Origin of the sequence: Chitinophaga eiseniae, assembly GCF_012641265.1 — a bacterium.
Lineage (GTDB): Bacteria > Bacteroidota > Bacteroidia > Chitinophagales > Chitinophagaceae > Chitinophaga > Chitinophaga eiseniae_A.
In genome coordinates this window covers 472732-490843 of sequence record NZ_JABAHZ010000002.1, presented here as the reverse complement: position 1 = coordinate 490843, position 18112 = coordinate 472732, and the positions used below count along the sequence as shown (strand labels likewise).

At 47.4% G+C, this 18112-nt stretch carries 13 protein-coding genes; 7 read left to right on the top strand and 6 right to left on the bottom strand.

What is annotated here, in order from left to right:
- The first annotated feature begins 5 nt into the window (after positions 1-5).
- Positions 6-1760: a RagB/SusD family nutrient uptake outer membrane protein gene (locus HGH91_RS09610; RefSeq protein ID WP_168738241.1), complete on the top strand. Its 1755-nt coding sequence runs from the start codon at positions 6-8 to the stop codon at positions 1758-1760.
- A 70-nt stretch (positions 1761-1830) separates the two neighbouring features.
- Here HGH91_RS09610 and HGH91_RS09605 read toward each other — a convergent pair whose 3' ends face one another.
- From HGH91_RS09605 to HGH91_RS09595, 3 genes are read right to left on the bottom strand one after another with little or no spacing between them, the layout of a single operon-like run.
- The gene (locus tag HGH91_RS09605) at positions 1831-3285 is read right to left on the bottom strand and encodes a Gfo/Idh/MocA family protein (protein ID WP_145661809.1); all 1455 of its coding nucleotides are present in this window, start codon (positions 3283-3285) and stop codon (positions 1831-1833) included.
- A gap of 48 nt (positions 3286-3333) precedes the next feature.
- Complete coding sequence (locus HGH91_RS09600; RefSeq protein ID WP_168738240.1) at positions 3334-4026, bottom strand: gluconate 2-dehydrogenase subunit 3 family protein; 693 nt, start codon at positions 4024-4026, stop codon at positions 3334-3336.
- Between the two features lie 17 nt (positions 4027-4043).
- Positions 4044-5783 (bottom strand): GMC family oxidoreductase, encoded by a 1740-nt coding sequence (locus HGH91_RS09595; RefSeq protein ID WP_168738239.1) that lies wholly within the window; start codon positions 5781-5783, stop codon positions 4044-4046.
- 82 nt (positions 5784-5865) lie between these two features.
- Here HGH91_RS09595 and HGH91_RS09590 point away from each other — a divergent pair, with 82 nt between their 5' ends.
- Positions 5866-7332 (top strand): gluconokinase, encoded by a 1467-nt coding sequence (locus HGH91_RS09590; RefSeq protein ID WP_168738238.1) that lies wholly within the window; start codon positions 5866-5868, stop codon positions 7330-7332.
- A gap of 96 nt (positions 7333-7428) precedes the next feature.
- On the opposite strand, the gene mutL is transcribed toward HGH91_RS09590, so the two are convergent.
- On the bottom strand, positions 7429-9330 hold the full coding sequence (mutL, locus tag HGH91_RS09585; protein WP_168738237.1) for a DNA mismatch repair endonuclease MutL: 1902 nt from the start codon (positions 9328-9330) through the stop codon (positions 7429-7431).
- A gap of 324 nt (positions 9331-9654) precedes the next feature.
- Here mutL and msrB point away from each other — a divergent pair, with 324 nt between their 5' ends.
- On the top strand, positions 9655-10146 hold the full coding sequence (gene msrB / locus HGH91_RS09580; RefSeq protein ID WP_168738236.1) for a peptide-methionine (R)-S-oxide reductase MsrB: 492 nt from the start codon (positions 9655-9657) through the stop codon (positions 10144-10146).
- An 85-nt stretch (positions 10147-10231) separates the two neighbouring features.
- Entirely contained in the window at positions 10232-11248 is a 1017-nt protein-coding gene (locus tag HGH91_RS09575) for an SRPBCC family protein (protein ID WP_168738235.1), read from the top strand.
- A gap of 52 nt (positions 11249-11300) precedes the next feature.
- Here the strand turns inward: HGH91_RS09575 and HGH91_RS09570 are convergent, their stop codons facing one another.
- Positions 11301-11579 (bottom strand): YciI family protein, encoded by a 279-nt coding sequence (locus HGH91_RS09570; RefSeq protein WP_168738234.1) that lies wholly within the window; start codon positions 11577-11579, stop codon positions 11301-11303.
- 215 nt (positions 11580-11794) lie between these two features.
- On the opposite strand from HGH91_RS09570, the gene HGH91_RS09565 reads away from it, so the two are divergent.
- The 3 genes from HGH91_RS09565 (at position 11795) to HGH91_RS09555 (ending at position 15550) form a co-directional block, all read left to right on the top strand.
- Positions 11795-13579, top strand: a complete 1785-nt coding sequence (locus HGH91_RS09565; RefSeq protein ID WP_168738233.1) for a DUF4836 family protein — start codon at positions 11795-11797, stop codon at positions 13577-13579.
- Positions 13580-13696: 117 nt separating this feature from the next.
- Entirely contained in the window at positions 13697-14347 is a 651-nt protein-coding gene (locus tag HGH91_RS09560) for an ATP-binding cassette domain-containing protein (protein ID WP_168738232.1), read from the top strand.
- 9 nt (positions 14348-14356) lie between these two features.
- Positions 14357-15550 (top strand): hypothetical protein, encoded by a 1194-nt coding sequence (locus tag HGH91_RS09555; RefSeq protein WP_168738231.1) that lies wholly within the window; start codon positions 14357-14359, stop codon positions 15548-15550.
- Here HGH91_RS09555 and HGH91_RS09550 read toward each other — a convergent pair.
- Entirely contained in the window at positions 15547-18084 is a 2538-nt protein-coding gene (locus tag HGH91_RS09550; protein WP_168738230.1) for a DUF3857 domain-containing protein, read from the bottom strand. The genes HGH91_RS09555 and HGH91_RS09550 overlap by 4 nt on opposite strands.
- Positions 18085-18112: the final 28 nt, after the last annotated feature.

Below are 18112 nucleotides of genomic sequence, written 5' to 3'. Positions count from 1 at the left end.
GTGTTATGAAAAAGACAACCATCATCAAATATATAGCGGGCGCATTTATTGTATGTGCGGCTGCAAGCAGTTGTAACAAGGATTTCCTGGAGAAAAAACCTCTTACAGAATATGAAGAATCAGATGTCTGGAAAGACGTGGGCCTGGTACAGGCATTTGTAAATGATTTGTATGTGCAGATGCGTCCGGGGTATAACGAGGTAATGCAGTCTTCCATGACAGATGAAAGCCGTTTTATTCACGATTATAATACTTCCAGGGTAGTACAGGGGAATGCCAGTGCCGATGATGTGGGCGCTATTAATGATTTCGCCCGCTGGGATCCGCATTATAAGGCCATCCGCAACTGTAATATGTTCCTGGAAAAGATAGCCTCTGTTCCTATTACCGATGAGTCCCGGCGTACCCGGATGACCGGCGAGGTGCATTTCATGCGCGCCTGGTACTACCACATGCTGGTAAGGTACTATGGCGGTGTGCCCCTGATTACGCGGACATTCAACATCAAAGGTGATGAGCAAACCATTTTGAACGTAAAGCGGGCTTCTTTTGATGACTGTATCAAATTCATTGTGGCAGAGTGTGACTCGGCTATCAAGCAGCTCCCATCTGCTTATGATGTGGTAGCCAATAAGGGAAGGGTAACCGCTGCTGCTGCTATGGCGCTGAAGTCCAGGATACTGCTCTTTGCCGCCAGCGATTTGTTTAACGATAGTAAAGTGCCCAATGAGCTGATGGGATATAAGTCAGGCACCCAGGCCGACCGTTACAAACTGGCCATGGCTGCTGCGGATGACATCATCAAGTTAAATACTTTCCGGTTGTACAAACCTACAGACAACGCTACAGATAACTATAGCCGCGTATTCCTGGATAAAGATAATCCTGAGCTGATCTTCGTAAAGTTGTATGACAAGGCGCTGTTGGGTACTTCCCACGACCTTTATAATGGACCCAATGGGTATCATAACTGGGGAGGCAATGTACCTATTGAAAACTTTGTGACTGGCTACCAGATGAAAGACGGTACTCCTTTTTCCTGGAGTAATGTGGCTCAGGCCCAGGCGCCATATACCGACAGAGATCCCCGGTTCTACGCTACTATCTTGTACGATGGAGCAAAATGGAAGCCCCGCCCGTCAGATGCGGCTAAAATCGATCCTGTTGGTATTATCCAGACGGGTAAATATGAAGCCACCAATGGTAAAGACAGCGTATGGGGGCTCGATACGCGCAACAGCACCATCGAAAACTGGAACGGCACTTTCTCCGGCTATTACCTGCGTAAGTTCATGGATAAAAACCTGGACGCACAATTTTTCCGGGGCGATCAATCCTGGGTGTTCTTCCGGTATGCTGAAATATTGCTGAACTATGCGGAAGCAGCTATTTGGTCGGGCGATGAGGACAAGGGAAGAGCGGCATTAAACCTGGTGAGAGAGCGTGCGGGGATGCCATTGATCACCGCTTCCGGCGCGGCACTGAAAGCAGCGTTGAAATATGAAAGACGTTACGAACTGGCGTTTGAAGAGCACCGTTTCTTTGATGCGCGCAGGTGGAGAGATGCGGAAACAGCGTTTAATGAAAATGCAAAAGGCATTGAAGTGCTGGGTTCCCAGATCGCTGGTCATCCTTTTAGATATAACGTGATTAGTATCCAGGACCGTAAGTTTGTAAAAGCTAAGAACTACCTGTTACCTATTCCTGCCAATGAAATCAGGAAAAACTCAAATCTGCAGCAGCAGGTTGATTATCAATAGCATTGAATCATTTTATAAAAAAAATGCCGCGAGATCATCGCGGCATTTTTTTTATAAGTAACGTTAGCGATTATACGCCGAGTGACCAGCCATCGCGGTAAGTACGTTTTACAAACTGGTTAGCCTCATCGAAGTTGGTGATCTTCATATTCTGGCCATCCCACAACAGTTTAACATAGCGGCCTGGGTAGTCAAAGCCTTTGCCATTAGCTTTTGGCTTGCGGATATCGAAGCTGCGTATGGCAAGGTTGGCCATCAGGATAGACTCCGTGAGCGGTCCTGCAATATCAAATGGAGAGCTGAGGGCTTTTTGCTGTTTGCTGCCAAAGCCGGCAATGGCGGCATTTACCCATTGTACGTAGTGGCCTTCCGGAACACGTGCAATGGTTTGTGGTACATTTGCTTCTGTTGTCCGGGAAGTAGGCAGCAGTTTTGGATACATACCATAGGTACCGCACATCATTTTACCTTTATCTCCTATAAATAAGGCGCCGTTACCACCGTCTCCCATGGTTTCATTAGGGCCCAGTTCTTCCGGACGTTCTGGCTGAATGCCACCGTCCATCCAGTGAAGCGTTACTTCTTTACCGTTTTTACCTGGGAATTTCATGATAACATGAGAAGAAGGAGGGCAGCTTTCCGGGAAGTATCCGCGGGTAAACTCACCTACGTATACACTACCTACGCTACATTCTACGGAAGTAGGGTAGCCCAGGCCCAGCACACGGAAAGGCGGTTCAATAATATGACAGCCCATGTCGCCTATAGCGCCGGTACCGTAATCCCACCAGCCGCGCCAGTTGAATGGTACCAGGTTGTCCACATAGTCCTTTTTTGGAGCAGTGCCTAACCACAGGTCCCAGTCCAGTTCTTTGGGGACATCCTGTTTGCCGGTAGGCCAGGGAATACCCTGTGGCCATACGGGGCGGTCGGTCCAGCAGTAAACAGTATGTACATCACCTACTAAACCTGCGTTGTACCATTCCATCAGCTGACGAACGCCATCGCCGGAGGAGCCCTGGTTACCCATCTGGCTTACCACCTTGTATTTATTGGCGCCCTGGGTGAGCATGCGGGCTTCGTAAATGTCGTGTGTCAGTGGTTTCTGTACGTACACGTCTTTTTTCAGCTGCATGGCGCCCATCGCTGCTACGGCGTGGGTGTGGTCTGGAGTTGAGACAGACACGGCATCAAAATTTTTATGTTCCTTTTCGAACATCTGCCGGAAGTCCTTATAGAATTTAGCTTTAGGGAACTTCTTAACGGCTTCCGCTGCGCGGCGTTCATCTACATCGCACAGGAAAGTAATATCAGCAGGACCTTTGGCGAATTCAGAGATATCGCTGAATCCTTTACCGCCCACACCGATACCTGCTACACGCAGGCGATCGCTGGGGGCTACATAGCCGCGGCCAAGTACGTGACGTGGAACTATCATGAAACCGGCGGCAGCCAGCGCACCGTTTCTCAGGAATGATCTGCGGGAAACGTTGTTTTCTCCCTCATTCTTTTTTTCTGGAATCATTGATGTGAAGTTTTCTGGATTTAAATTATGAAATAGCTAGTTAGGTCGTTATTCCCAGGTCATCAGCTTACCCCTGTCTTCTATTTTCAGGCAGGTAGCCAGCGTTTTTTCATCATAAGCATACCCATACTGTTGTAATACATCGGCTGGTACACCATCCCATTCGTTGGGGGTGTTGCCTACGTAATTCAGGTCTTTGATGCCTATTTTACTGGTGAAAAATCCGGTGGCGGTAAGGTTCCGCATCCTGTTAAAAAAGGCAACGCCCTGGCTATTTTCCGGTGCTGCTTTTTCCGGGTAAGCAATCAGGTCAACTATCGCAATGCGTTGTTGTTCGCTGCAATCTGCAAATGATTTGTTGTACCGCTTGGCGCATTGGAGGTCCAGCCAACGGAGCCCTCCCCGCATGGGGAGCTGATGCTCCGGCATATCTTTTACAATAAATTCAATGAATTCAGGCACTTTGGCGTCAGATGCGCTACCGGAGTGCTCATCGGCCGGAATGATGATATCTGCCAGGATAGTGATAGTTTTCATTTCCTCGGGGGTGAAGAATTTCTCCTCCATCAGCGCTTTATCCCGCTTTACTTCATCCGCTGTGCGGCCATAGCCGGGCGTTTTGGCCACCTCGTCTTTATGGCCTGTATCGCCTTTTTTATCTTCACATCCGGTGGCCGCTAAGATGGTACCTACTGATAGGGTTCCCAATGCCAGGGCCTTCAATGATTCTCTTCTGTCCATGAAAAAAGCTTAAATGATTAGATACTCTGTTTTTTCAATTGGTCTACGATATATTCAGATGCCCGCATAGAGAGGGCCAGGATGGTCCACGTAGGATTTTTATCTGCCTGAGATACAAACGCGCCGCCATCTACTACGAAAAGGTTTTTAACCTCGTGTGCCTGGTTAAATTTGTTTAACACCGATTTACGTGGATCGTCGCCCATACGGGTAGTACCTACTTCGTGGATAATACGACCAGGGTTTTCAAGGCCATACTTGGTATCTGCACCGGGTTTGGTGCCACTGGCGATGCCTCCCATTTCATGGATAATCTGCTCAAAGGTATCCTGCATATGTTTGGCCTGTTTGATTTCGTGGTCGCTCCACGTATAATGGAAGCGGAGTACCGGGATACCGAATTTATCTACCACGTTCGGATCTATTTCGCAGTAGTTATCTTCCCGGGCAATACACTCGCCCCTGCCTGCAAAGCCAATGTGGGCGCCATAGAAGCGGCGATAGTCGTCTTTCAGTGAGGCGCCGTAACCGCCGGCAACTTTTGATTTGCCGTCGCGGCCAGGGTATTTCCCATTCATATGTTCCATGCCAAAGCCATAGCCATATGAAGGCATGTGCATACCACCGCCAAACTCAATGTGATAGCCACGGGGAAAGTCCAGCTTTTTGTTATCGGCCCACCAGGGTACATACATGTGCATACCGCCTACACCATCTTCATTATAGCGTTTGCGGTCCATCAGTTGTGGCAGGAATCCTCCCCTGGAAGACCCGGTAGAGTCATGGAGGTATTTACCTACTACACCACTGGAATTGGCCAGCCCATTGGGATGTTTGGCTGATTTGGAATTGAGCAGCAGGCGGGCCGATTCACAGGCGCTGGCCGCCAGTACCACCACTTTGGCATTAACGGAATATTCCTGCATATCCGTTTTGTCGACATAGGCTACGCCGGTGGCTTTACCACTGTCGTCAGTCAATACTTCCCGGACCATGGCATTGGTATACAGGTCCACATGCCCGCTTTTCATCGCTGGTTTTACCAGTACAGAAGACGCGGAAAAGTCGCCATATACGGTACATCCCCGGTTACACTGGCTACAGTAGAAACAAGGGCTACGGTCTTTATTAACAGAGCGGGTAAGAATAGATAAACGGGCCGGGATAACGGGGATGCCCAACCGGTCGCCTGCCTTTTTTACCATCAGCTCATGAAGCCTGGGTTTGGGAGGAGGGAGGAAGAAGCCATCGGGCTCGTTAGGCATATTTTCTTTAGATCCGAATACACCGATCATTTTATCAACGCGGTCATAATAAGGAGCTACTTCTTCATACGTAATAGGCCAATCATCGCCTAATCCATCATACGTTTTGTGTTTAAAATCACGGGGGCCAAAGCGTAGTGAAATGCGGCCCCAGTGGTTGGTTCGACCTCCTAACATGCGGGAACGGAACCAGTCGAATTCGGTGCCGTCTTTTTTCGTGTAAGGCTCACCGTTAATTTCCCAGCCTCCGTAGGCAGCGTCAAAGTCGCCAAACGGACGGGTGGTACTGGCCCCTCTGCGGGGCGATTCATACGACCATTTCAATTGGGTGGCCTGTTCAGGATCGGCGGGGTCGTATTTTGGACCCGCTTCCAGGAGGGCTACTTTCAGGCCGGCATCAGATAAAATCTTTGCTGCCATTCCTCCTCCGGCGCCCGAGCCAACAATACAAACATCGTAAGCCTGCCCCTTTTTTTTGATTTCGAAAGCCATTTGCGTGGATATTTTAGACTTTTTATAAGAAACACCGGTTTTAAATCTATAAATTAAATGCGGAAAAAGGAAGGTTTTTTATATGAGCGACCATCATGCGTATATTATTGGCGTAGATATAGGCACCAGCAGTGCAAAATCGATTGTGCTAAGGATGAACGGTAAATTTGGAGCAGTTTTTCAACAGTCGTATCCTACCCAACATCCGAAGCCCGGTTATAGTGAGCAATCGCCCGAAATAATACTCGATGCCGTCAAAACCGGTATCCGTACCGTGGTATCCGAAATGGGCTATCCGCCCACCGCTATTGCCTTCAGTAGTGCCATGCATAGCATTATGGCCATAAGCCAATCCGGTGAAGCACTGACGCCTCTTATTATCTGGGCCGACAACCGGAGCGAATCCTGCGCCATGGCCTTGCGCGATACGCCGGAAGGGAAGGAGATATACCGGCAAACAGGTACGCCCATACATGCCATGTCGCCATTATGTAAGCTGATCTGGCTACGGGAGCAGCAACCGGAGCTGTTTGCACAGGCGGCCATGTTTCCGGGTATTAAGGAATATATCTTTCATCATTTCTTTGGGAGATATGTAACCGATCACTCTATAGCTTCCGCTACGGGCTTATTCGACATTCATGCTTTACAATGGAATGATACCGCGCTCCGGGTAGCGGGCATCCGGCCGGCACAGTTGCCGGACCCGGTACCGGCCGACACGGTAATAAATGGGCTCTTACCTGCAGTGGCAGCGGATCTGGGCATCCCGGCCCATACACCTTTTGTTATAGGAGGCAGCGATGGATGCCTGGCGCAATTAGGCAGCGGCGCCATGTTGCCGGGGCATGCAACGCTTACCATTGGCACCAGTGGGGCGGTGAGGATGGCCGGCAGCCAGGCCCTCACTGATGGTAAGGGCCGTCTTTTTACGTATCTCCTTACAGATCATATATATATTACCGGTGGTGCCTCTAACAATGGAGGGGTGGTATTACAATGGCTGATCAGGGATTTCCTGCAACAGCCGCCGGAAGCACTGGACCGGTTGGTGAATGAAGCCCTGAAAATCCAGTCCGATGGCCTGTTATGCCTGCCTTACCTGCTGGGGGAGCGGGCACCTATGTGGAATAGCCACGCCACCGCGGCATTTATAGGCATACAACCCCAGCATACCCCCGCACATTTTACCAGGGCGGTGTTGGAAGGTATTTGCTTTGCCTTGTTAAGTATTAAAGCCGCATTGCAGGAAACCGCAGGGCCGGTGCAAAAAATATTGGTAAGCGGGGGCTTTACCCATTCGCCGGGCTGGATTCAGCTGATGGCGGATATTTTCGGGCAAACGATGTATCTGCGACAGGAGCGGGATGCTTCTGCCTTGGGTGCTATTATATTGGCCGCCAGGGCGTTAGGATTACCCGAGCCGGTAAACGCAGCAACAACTCCGGCTGTAGCATTTGATCCCGACAGGGATTTATATGATTGGTATCAGCAGAAATACCGGCGTTTCAGGAAGGTATATGAATTGCTGGAAGGAGCAGAAAGCTGAAAGCGTAAAGCAAAAAGCTATTTAAGCGAATGACCAAAGTGCGTCATTACTCGCTTAAATAGCTTTTTGCTTTACGCTTTCAGCTTTCTGCTCAAATCAATTCCCCCGTTCGAACATGCGGGCGAGGTCAGTGAGTTTAAAGGATATAAAGGTGAATTTGCCGCCGGGAGCCACATTAGGCATACTGCAGGCAAATAGTTCGTCGATGATATTCTGCATTTCGCGGGCGGCCAGTACTTTGCCGGTGGGAATGGCATTGTTACGGGCCATAGAGCGAATGAGCTGTTCTCTCGGATTGACTTTCAGCTCGTGGCTGAAGTTTTTAAATTGTTCCAGCAGGTTCTCTATGGTAGCCTGGTTGTTGTTATTCTGGATGTCGGCCGGAGTACCGCGAACGACAAAGGTATTGTTGCCAAAAGGCTCCAGGTCATAGCCCAGTGTTTGCAGGTCGCCCAGCATTTCACTGATCAGGGCTGCATCTGCGGGAGGCAGTTGCAGGGTTTGCGGGAACAGGCTTTGTTGGGTGGCCATGGGAGCTTCTACTAATGCGCGCTGGTAGCGTTCATACAGGATTCTTTCATGGGCCGCCTGTTGGTCTATTAATATAAAGCCTGATTTGATCTGAGATAAAATGTACTGTTGCTGTATCTGTACTGGTACTTTCTGGTCTTTCGGTGTATCCTGCCAACGTTCATCGATAACGGAAGCCGTAGCATGAGGCTGGCTTTCATATGTTACAGCGGGCCGGGTTTCTGGTTCCGGTTCTACGGTATAAGCGCTGGTAGTGTAGTTGTCGCTGTTGCCAGCTGGCTCGTACAGGTCTTTCCAGTGTTTCAGGTTACTGCTATTGCTGCTTTTATCGATCATATGGGCCTGGTTGGCCTGTGTAAAGGATTTATACAGGGAACTTTGCGTCGACTCTTGCTGTTGTTGTGCGGTAAACGGTTTGCTTACGGCATCCAGCGCCTGGATGTTGGGGTCGAGGTCAAAGTCCAGCGTAGCGGTAATGCTGAACTGGGCGAGAGAGTGTTTCACGGCTGACTGAACAAAGGCGTACATCAGTTTTTCGTCATCAAACTTGATTTCCTGTTTGGTGGGATGTACGTTGATGTCCACATGTTCCGGGTTTACATCAATAAACAATACATACAGGGGGAAGCTATCTGCCGGGATAATGTCGGCAAAAGCGTTCATGACTGCATGATTGAGGTAGGAGCTTTTAATAAAGCGGTTATTGACGAAAAAGAACTGGTCGCCCCTGGTTTTTTTAGCGGTTTCGGGTTTTCCTACAAATCCGTACACATTCATGTAGTCGGTAGTTTCCTTTACGCTCACCAGGCGGGCATTATAATGTTGGCCCAGGATGGCAACGATACGTTGTTTAAGGGATCCTTTCTCGAGGTGGAACAGCTGTTGATTATTGCTGGTGAGGGAGAATTGCAGTTGTGGGAAAGCCATGGCTACCCGGATAAATTCATCTACAATATGTCTCATTTCCGCCGCGTTGCTTTTGAGGAAGTTCCGGCGGGCGGGTACGTTAAAGAACAGGTTTTTCATGGCAATGCTGGTTCCTTCTGCCGTTTGACAGGGTTCCTGCTTTTGCACGAAGCTATTGTCTATTTCCACGTAGGTACCTACCTCAGAGCCCCGTTTACGGGTTTTGAGCTCTACCTGGGATACGGCGGCAATAGAAGCGAGGGCTTCACCCCGGAATCCCATGGTAGTGATCTGGAACAGATCATCGATGGATTGTATTTTTGAGGTAGCATGGCGTTCAAAGCACATACGGGCATCTGTTTCGCTCATACCGCCACCGTTATCAATTACCTGCACTAACTCTTTGCCTGCATCTTTTATGATCAGCTGAATCTCGGTAGCTCCTGCGTCCACTGCGTTTTCCAGTAATTCTTTTACCGCTGATGCCGGTCTTTGTATCACTTCTCCTGCAGCTATCTGGTTCGCTATATTGTCTGGTAATAAATTGATGATATCCGCCACTTACTAGCCTTTTGCTGTAAAGTTAACAATTTCTGTGCAGTTGCTCGTCGGTGATTATCAGACAGTTTTAAACAAAAAACCCACTGTTTTGTGAAATACGCCCTTGATTTGCAGGAAATAACAATCCATTATGCATATTCATACGTACTTTAAGTAGGTGAAAAAAGACGAAGCAACAGACTAACAACAATCGCAACGCTAGTGTTAATGAGAAGTTAACGAATCAAAACTTTACATATGTACCTATGGAAACTAATAATTTTGAATATCTCTATCAGGGGTACGAACTGTGCCTGCCCAAGTAACGGCGAAAAATAGAAATCAATGGAAGACGGAAAAAAGAAGGGAGAGGTTTACTCCCATACAGATGCCACTAAAGTTAATCTGACGGACGAACAATGGAGGGAACTATTGCCACAAGAGGTGTATCACATTGCCAGGGAAAAAGGAACGGAATGGGCTTTTACCGGAAAGTACTGGAATAATAAAGAAAATGGGACCTATTATTGTGCTGCCTGCGGAAATCCTTTATTCGTATCTGATGCCAAATTTGATAGTACCTGCGGATGGCCGAGTTTCTTTCAGCCGCTTACTAAAACAAGCGTTATTTATGCCCCGGATAATACCCATGGCATGCACCGGACGGAGGTTTTATGCGGTCGTTGTCAATCGCACCTGGGGCATGTATTCGATGATGGGCCGCCGCCCACAGGTCTCCGCTATTGTATTAACTCCGTGATCCTGGACTTTGAAAAAGCACAGGAAGCGAATGAGCGGTACGAGCAAAACAAAGCCAGCAATAATGAATTAGAGTAACCTGCATTCTTCTGCCTGATGCCAACGTGAGCTGCCGGTTGACAATAAAAAGACGTATTTTTATTATCATCAACCCCCGACAGTCATGAAAGTACTTAAAACACTCGCCTGGATTATAGGACTCATCCTGTTTATTGCTATTGTGTTGATCCTTTTTGCACCCACTGTGATGCATGTGGAGCGCAGCGTTGAAATCAATGCTCCTGCGGGCGTTGTATGGAATGATATTGTCAGATTCGAAAAGTTTAACGAATGGAGCGCCTGGAGACAGATGGACTCTACCGCCAAATACACCATCAGTGGTGATGATGGCACGGTAGGCGCCACCGATTCCTGGTCAGGGAAAAGAATAGGAGAAGGAAGATTACAACACCTGTCTTTAGAACCTTATAAGGCGGTAACCCAGAAACTTACCTTTACGAGTCCTTTTAAGTCGGAGTCAGATGTATACTTCCAATTGTCTGAAGCCGCCGGAAAAACCAAGGTGATTTGGGGGTTCGATACGCATTACGACCGGCCCCAAAATGTGATGTCGCTTTTCATGAAAGGCGCGCTGGAGAAGGATTTTGACCAGGGGTTGCAACACCTGAAAAGCATGGCGGAGGCCGAGGTCAAGGGCCCCGGCACCCCTAACGGCATCGATGTAACCGTAAAGGAAATGAATTTCCCGGCCACTACCTATGCTGCCGTTAGGAAAACCATCCCGATGAGCAGGATTACCGACTACTATCACCAAAACCTGGAAACAATCTACAATGCTACCACTGCCGCTAATTTGCAGCCGGGAGTACCCTGTGGCATTTTCTTTACCTGGGACAAAAAGCTGCACCAGACCGATATGGCCGCTGCGATTCCCGTACCGGAAGGCAGTAAACCCGGTAATGGCTATGAAATTATTACCCTACCCGCTGCACAGGCAGCCTATGCAGATTATTACGGACCGTATAGCAAAATAGCCAATGCACATGTGGCTATTCAAAAGTTCATTACTGATAAAGGCAGAAAAATTGTTCCACCCACAATAGAGATGTATGTAACAGATCCGGGCAAGGAAAAGGATAGTAGCAAATGGCTGACGAAGGTCATTTACTTTATGCAGTAATTATCCGGAATAAAGAAGCGTAAGCAGTTGGCAGTCAAAAAGAAAGCGGAAACTATTTTCCAAGGGTGTTGGCGTACTTCGTCGGCTCAAACTCAATAATCTCGTAAAGGGCCAGCTGGTATTTTTCGAGCGGATCTTCACTCATAATTTCCTCTACCTCTTTGCGACTGGACGCATTACAGAGAATAACGGCGCCGGATTTAGGTTTTCTTCGGCCAGACAGAATAAAACGACCGCTGTCGTAATGCTTTTGAAGGAACGCTGTGTGCGCCTCCATATAGTGCTCTATAGCGGCTACTGGCCGTATGTATTGCAGCATGATCAGGAACATAATGGTTTTTCTATGGTATTTAGTAATAGTTTCATAGTTAGTAGCAAAGGTATAAACTTAAACAGTATTGAATTATTGTACGTCGAAAGGGAAAAATCAGACATATGTGCTACAAAAATATACGTACTTTTGCACGAATGAAATACCACGATGGTGGTAGTGTATTGTTAGCAACCGTTGTTGCTCCGAATCAACTCTTAATTTTTATATCTTTTATGAAAAGAACAATTTCCAAAGTTTTGTTAACCGCTGTAGCCGCAGCGGTTATCCTGTCGTCCTGCTCCAAAAACCCCGAAGAGAGCCGGTACATTCCCAAGACAGCCGGTGTGGTGATTGACCTCAATGCCAAACAACTGACTACCAAACTGGTGACCAATGGGATCACTATGGATAAGCTGTTTGCCGCTGCCGACACCAAAGACACTGCCAATGAAGTAATGAAAGCCTGGAAAGATGCCGAAAATTCCGGTATTGACCTCCAAAGCCACTTCTTCGCTTCTATCGTATTCCAGGGACAGGCCGCTGAGAAAAAATCATATGTGGCACTTACCGCCAGCCTGAAAGATGCCGACAAATTTGAGGCCTATCTCAAAAAAAATGTCGCTGACTTCTCTCTGAAAACACAAAATGATTTCAAATATATCTGGGAAACCAAGCAGCACGCTGTAATCGGCTGGAATAAATCGGCCGTTATTTATATCAGCGCTATAGACCCAAACAACCTGGAGCAGTACGCCCCGGGAGGCTCCAATCAGTCTTCTCCCAATGGAGATCAACCAATAGTTGACAGCGCTGTAGCAGTTCCAGCCGCTCTCAGAGCTACTGATGACGATGCTACTATCAAAAACTGGGTAGCCGAAGTAGATCACCTTTTCCACCTGAAAAAGGAAGAATCTGCCGGTTCTATCGAGCCATTTGCTAAGCTGCTGAAAGAAAATGCAGATGCCGGCGTATTCGTAAATCCTGAAGCCATCTACAACAGCGGCCAGTTCACCATGATTCCGGCCAACGTGAAAAAGCTGATGGAAGGCACCTATTACACCGGTACCGTTAACTTCGAAAACGGTAAGATCCTGTTTAATGGCAATACCTTCATGGGTAAGGAAATTGCAGGCATCTACAAAAAATATGGTAAGAAAGAAATTGACCTGGATATGCTGAAGAAATATCCTGCCGAAAGCATTACCGGGTTTATCTCTTATGCCTTTGATTTCCGCATGATCGGTGAAATCATTAAAGCTACCGGTATGGACGGCGTGGTAAATATGGCCATCTCCGGTAAATCCGGCCTGAGCATGGACGATATCCTGAATGCTTTTGAAGGACAACTGGTATACGTAGCTTCTGACCTGGCTATCACCAAGAAAGAATCTGAATACATGCCCGGCGAATTCGTAGAAAAACCTTCTGCCAAATGGATCTTTAGCCTTAAAGTAGGGAATAAAGATGCTTTCAATAAGGTAATGACTTCCCCTATGCTGAAAGAAGTATTTACCCGTGAAGGCGACCACTACGTGATTGCTAACCCCATGGCCGCTGCCACCATGCCACCGGTATCTATCACCGAAAAATTTGTGACAGTAGGCTCCGATAGCGTAGTATTACAACAATACCTCGGCGGCAAAGGCAGTGTAAAACTGCCAGAAGGCGTAGAAAGTAAAGTGAAAGGAAGCATGCTGGGTGGTTACGTAGACCTGGAAAAAGTAATCAGTATCATTCCCGAAGACAAGGCCGAAGGCGATGAAAAAACAGTATTGCAGAAATCCAAAGCATTGCTGAAAGACTTTACTGTAGTAAGCAAAGCTGATGGCGGCGATGTACAACACACCGAAGCGGTATTGACCTTCAAAAACAAAGACCAGAACAGCCTCGTGCAACTGGTAAACCTGGGTACAGAAGTAGCCAAAGTAATGAAGGAAAAGAAAGCGAAAGAAAAAGCATACGAAGACAGCCTGTTTGCCGCACCGGTAGACACGGCTACTGCTGTTTCTCCTAACTGATAATCAACGTATAAAGCTATAAGGGGCGCAGGGGAATCGATCCTCTGCGCCCTTACTTCTTACACGCCTGCGTGAAATTTATAAGTTATATTCGCTACCGTTAACAGTAATGCCACTATGCAGATTCAGCTCAATCACCTCATGCCCATTCCATTGCAGGACAAACTCCAGCAACGGTCGTCGGACATCTGGAACAGGGAGGTCACTTTTCAGCAAGGTAGTTTTGTGAAAATAAAAGCACCCTCCGGTACCGGCAAAACCACTTTGATTCATTACCTCTATCATATCCGCTACGATTACACCGGTCAGGTAGCGGTAAATGGTCAACCATGGCCTTCCTACAGCAAAAATGATATAGCCAGCATGCGGCAACAGGAGGTAAGCGTGATTTTCCAGGACCTGCGGTTGTTTGAACAGCTTACCGCCCGCGAAAACATAGTACTCAAGAATGTGATGCAGGGGAAACCGTATTATCCACCTGAAAAAATAGCCGATATGGCTGCCCGCCTCAATGTATCGCATATACTGGAGCAAAGCGGTAGAACGCTTTCCTATGGCGAACGGCAGCGGATTGCCATCATCCGGGCGCTGGTACAGCCCTTTCAGTGGCTGCTGATGGATGAACCTTTCAGTCATCTCGATGAAGAGAATACACAACGGGCTGCCGCCCTCATTGCAGAAGAATGCAAAGCCCGTAACGCGGGATTCATTTTAACCGACCTGGATAATGACCAGCACTTCGCCTACGATGTGCATTACCATCTTTAATGTTGTTTCATGCGTCCTTTTTTCGATTTACTTAAGAAGATCATCCAAACGGGAGTGGGTAAAACCCGGTTTTTAATGGCAGCTGTGGGTCTGGGCATCGCTATGTTGTTGATCCTGATAGCGATACAAGCCCATACAAATTTCAGCCAGCTCCTGTACAGCAGCAAAAACCAAAACGAAACAGCCGATTTCCTTGTTATCAATAAAACCATCACCAATGCCATGATGGGACAATCGGCCAAGAGCATTTTTACCCCTGAAGAAATTGCCAATATCCGGAAGCAACCATTCGTACAGGCTTTTGGGTTAGTAACTTCCAGCCAGTATAAAGTAGTGATTCAGGCGCCGGGCGACTTACACTTTGCTACCGATATGTTTTTTGAAGCAGTGCCTGATAGTTTCCTGGATGTGAAAAACGAAGACTGGAAATGGAATGAGGGAGATAGAACGATTCCTATTATTCTGCCCAACGATTTTTTGAACCTCTATAATTTCGGTTTTTCCCTTAGCCAGGACCTCCCGCAGATATCCCAGGAAACGGTGAAAGCGCTGCCTTTGCAGGTAAATATTTCCAATAACCAGGTATCAGACCAGTATATGGGACATGTAGTGGGATTTTCAGACCGGATCTCTTCTTTCCTGGTGCCCGCCTCTTTTATGGCCTGGGCCAACCAAAAGTATGGCACCACCACTGCCGTGGGTACTTCCCGGGTGATCATCAAAACCCCGGACCCTTCTAATCCAACGCTGGTAAAGTTCCTGGAAGATAACGGCTACACTACCAACCAGGATAAACTGAAGTTTAGTAAAACCAGGATGATTGTACAAACCATTGTATCTGTTGTAGGGTTCTTTGGCCTGATCTTGTTATGCTTTGCCCTGTTGGTTTTCAGCATGTTCATTCAGTTGGTGATTGCCTCCTGTAAGCGGGAAATCCAGCTGCTGGTGATATTGGGCACGGCGCCTCAACAGCTGCAGCGTTATTTACTAAAACAATTTGTTCCCCTGTATATCGTAGTAGGATTACTGTCGTTACTGCTTGTGGCTGTATTGCAATACTGGACTGCCACTATACTGGCTGCGCACCAGATGTTGATCAGCCCATGGCCGGGAGTACTTGTTTTTGCTGGTATGACGCTGGTACTGGCGTTGGTGTACGTGGTCAACTGGCTAACGGTGAAAAAGTATGTCAACAATATTTAAACGTCCTCTTTGGAAGCCTGGTAAGGTTGGATAAAAGTAGTTTTACCCCGTTCAGATATTAATAAATAGGGTATCCAGATAGCCATGCGCAACAGCGGCCATAAAATAGAGTTCAGACTAAGTATGGAACCGGGCTGACCTTCGTGGAAATAATACTTATTCACAGCATTATCCGCATAAATAAAAATAATACAGATAAAATAGTAGGTGGCCAGTGCAAAAGGAAAAGTATCCCGCCTGTTAAAGAACAACACGGCCAGCAATACGCTATAACACAGGAGGAATACATTGAGGATCATCTCCAGGATGAGGAAAAGCTCCACCAGGGTAATGTTTCCCAGGTCTTTCCGGCTGGTGATAGTTATCCAGTACTGGTAATTGAATACCGGCATTTTACAGAGGCTCATTAATTCTCCCATAGGTGTGAAAAGCAGTCCTATAGCCAGGAGGGCAAGTCCGCCTCCAATGGGAACAGGTTCCGCCTGTTGCCGGCGGGGTAAAATGGAATAACGGTATGCCACATACGCCAGCAGGGAAAATATTACCGCAAATATCAATGCCAGCGCAATGGCAAGCCAGTTGCCCGGTACACCCGGGTGAGGCGCCGGGGTAAAATCTGGTTTCCAGGTAAGATCCAGGGAACTGGTTTCATTAATGATTTTCAGGTCTTTTATATACTGGGGAATAAATTTTACAGGAATGTGATTACTAAGAGTTTTAAAACGGTAGGATAAGGTAATCAGCTGTTCATTTTTTTCTGCGGTATAGTCAAATTGATAGTATTCATTGGCGATATGCACAGGATCCTGGTCTAATGACCATTCAACAGGCGTGTGCATAACAATCTGGTAGTCGAGGTCGTACGGATAGCGAAGACTAACCGGTACTTTGCGCTGTGTATCAGTGATATAGGATAATATATCATACAGAGATTGGGCGTTGGCGCTAAACAGCAGTTTATTGCTACTGCTGTCTTTCTTCCAGGGGTGGCGCACCTGGTAGCTTTCCCTGACGCGTATGGTATTGCTGGTGGCGCTGTCCTGCACGGTAATGGAGTCTTTAATGATCACATCTCCATATAACTTTTTGTAATAGTTGAGATACGATTTTTCTTTATCCTTCATGCTGGTGCCAGCGAGGTCAGCTCGTTGAGCATCGGCTTCATCCCGTTGATAGGTGGTCGTCACATCGAGTTGTCCATCTTTATTTTCACTGTCTGGCAGCTGAAAGGTTTCCCGCACGGTAATGTGTCCCCGGGTGGTAAGCGGGATGGCGCTGAGTTGCGTAGTTGTATCTGTGATGACCAGGGCTTGCTGGTAATTGGGTTCACAAAAGTCAGACAATCCACCCCGTTGATAAGACATGGTACCATCCAGCCAGTACGTTTTATGGTTAAGTATTGCCTGTACAATTACATGATTAAATGCATTGGGAGAAGGTAGCATTTCACTGACAGTGCCTTTCAGGTCGGTATTTACGTAAGCCATATTAGCAGTGATACCATTTGCCTGCAGGATAGTGCAGAGCAGCAGGGCCTTGTCTTTACAATCACCAAACCGCTGGGATAGCACCCTGTCGGGGGTATTGGGGCGATGGGAGTATTCTCCCATTTCAATACCCATATAACGGATGTCGTCCTGAACAAACCGGAGCGCCTGCAGCAGGTAGCTGGCTTTATCTCCTTTAGCCGCTTTTTTAAGGGCTTCAATTTTATTGGACAGTGCAGGGCCGGGAGGAGGTGTTGTATTGATTTTCAATCCCCAATCGGCCACTTCTTTCCAGGAGCTATATTCGCTTACCTGTACGCGGGTGAAGGGATTATACCAGGACGGAACATAGCTGCTGTTATCTGCTTCCCTGATGTCTACCTTGTTCCATTCATACACGTTGAGTCCATTCCATTTTTTCTGTGCCGGGGCCACAGCATTGTTGTATAACTTAAATCTGACTGGCCTGCCGGGGCTTACAATCAGGTTTTTATAATAGTTAACAATGGGCTCATAGGCCACGAAATAAATCCGGCTGTCCAGCTTCCCCTGGAAAATGGGGTTGTCGCCGGAAATAGAGTAGGAGTATTCAATCTGGTCGCCTTTTCTCACATCTTCCAGGATGAGGTAAGCGGTATAAGTGCCGCTGTAAATGAACCTGGACAGTTCCTGTTCTTTTTGGAGCAATTTAAAAGCAGCACCGGGAAGACGGTTAATCTCTTTCCCATCGCGGTGAATCACTATTTTATGGAAACTCAATTTTTCATATTGAGGATCATAGTCGACAGAAATTTCTGACCCGTTTTGGATACCTGCCTCTGAAATAATTTGCCGGATGAAGTGATGGTAATGAGATTTCAATTCTACCTGCCTTTGCTCTTCCAGCAGCAGCAGGTAATAGCCGTCGCTGATATTTTTGGCGTTGGGCTTTTGGGTAAGATCGGGGGTATAAGGTACCAGCCAGGTGGGTGGGGCACTGGTGTTTACTTTTTGCGCATAAGGGAAAAACGGGATCAGTATCAATAATATTGATAATAGTTGCTTCATTGTCAGGGTTATGATAGGGCGCATACTA